This window comes from Pseudoflavonifractor phocaeensis, from assembly GCF_016901735.1.
Lineage (GTDB): Bacteria > Bacillota > Clostridia > Oscillospirales > Oscillospiraceae > Pseudoflavonifractor_A.
The window spans coordinates 1-1089 of record NZ_JACLZC010000151.1; the positions used below are offsets into that span (position 1 = coordinate 1).

Annotated in this window: 3 protein-coding genes; 1 reads left to right on the forward strand and 2 read right to left on the reverse strand. The window is 51.5% G+C overall.

Annotated features, from left to right (window positions below):
- Nucleotides 1–245 (forward strand): RhuM family protein (gene rhuM, locus H7U37_RS14935; RefSeq protein WP_204876946.1); only part of this gene is annotated, 245 nt, incomplete at its 5' end.
- Between the two features lie 66 nt (nucleotides 246–311).
- Here rhuM and H7U37_RS14940 read toward each other — a convergent pair.
- Both H7U37_RS14940 and H7U37_RS14945 read right to left on the reverse strand, forming a co-directional pair.
- Entirely contained in the window at nucleotides 312–587 is a 276-nt protein-coding gene (locus H7U37_RS14940; RefSeq protein WP_117507445.1) for a DUF6809 family protein, read from the reverse strand.
- Nucleotides 588–600: 13 nt separating this feature from the next.
- Nucleotides 601–951, reverse strand: coding sequence for a TnpV protein (locus H7U37_RS14945; protein ID WP_204876947.1), 351 nt, complete (start codon nucleotides 949–951; stop codon nucleotides 601–603).
- Between the last annotated feature and the right edge of the window lie 138 nt (nucleotides 952–1089).

Below are 1089 nucleotides of genomic sequence, written 5' to 3' on the forward strand. Positions count from 1 at the left end.
ACTATGCGGAACGGCAGGCCCGCCGTGGAAATGTCATGTATATGGCCGATTGGGTCAAGCGGCTTGACGCATTTTTACAGTTCAACGAGGAAGATATTCTGCATGATAAAGGCAAGGTGACCGCCGCCATTGCCAAAGCCTTTGCTGAGAAAGAGTTTGAAAAGTTCCGAGTTTTGCAGGATCGAACCTATCAGAGCGACTTTGACCGGCTGCTTGCGGAAACTTCGGATGCCCTGACAGAATAACCATATACACAGAAAGCCCACGCCTCCGGTTCTCTTTCCGGCTGCGTGGGCTTTTTCGGCCATCGCCTATTTCTTGTTTTGCAGCTGTTCATGGGCTTCCTGCTGGACGATCAGCCCCGCTGAAAAGCCATACTTGAAATGGCTCTCACTTTCCTCACACTGGGCGATAGCGTTCTGCGCCCGAAGCTCCTCCACCAGAGCATAGTCCTCTTTACTGAGCCGATGGGATAGCTGCTCCATCAACGCCGCACAGGTTTGGATCGCCTTGCGGTATTCCGGGGACGTGGGCACTACCGTTTCACAGGGATAAAACTCCCCGTTATACATGGCTTCCAAAATCATTGCGTTCCCTCCCTCAACAGTAGACCAACTCCGCCAGGACGATTTCCTCGGCCCTGTTGTGGATGGAGTTCATGGAGCGCACCCATGCCATCTGGTCGGCAGATTTCAGGGCTTCTGTGACGCCCTCTTGCTGCATCATGGCTTTTTCGATAATTTCCAGCCGCTCCCGGCAGGCGGTGTCGATTTCCTCCAAGTGGGGAAGCAGCTTTTCAGTGACAATGAGATCGGTATACAGAATGGGCCGATGTTCTTTTAAGTAGGCACGGCGCATCCGGCCATATTTCCCGATATGGTACTCTTTGGTGTCTGCTAACACAAGGTTGGGAATGAGATAGTCGCCGCATTTGGTGTAAGTCAGTTCCATACAAGGCTCCTTTCGTGAGAATGTGGTTGACAGTTACGGTAGGTTTGAGGGCATCCCTCCTTTATCATAACTGTCTTTTCATTCGCCACAAATGAGCCGCCAGTCATGATGTAATGTTTTTTGGTGTAATCCACCCTC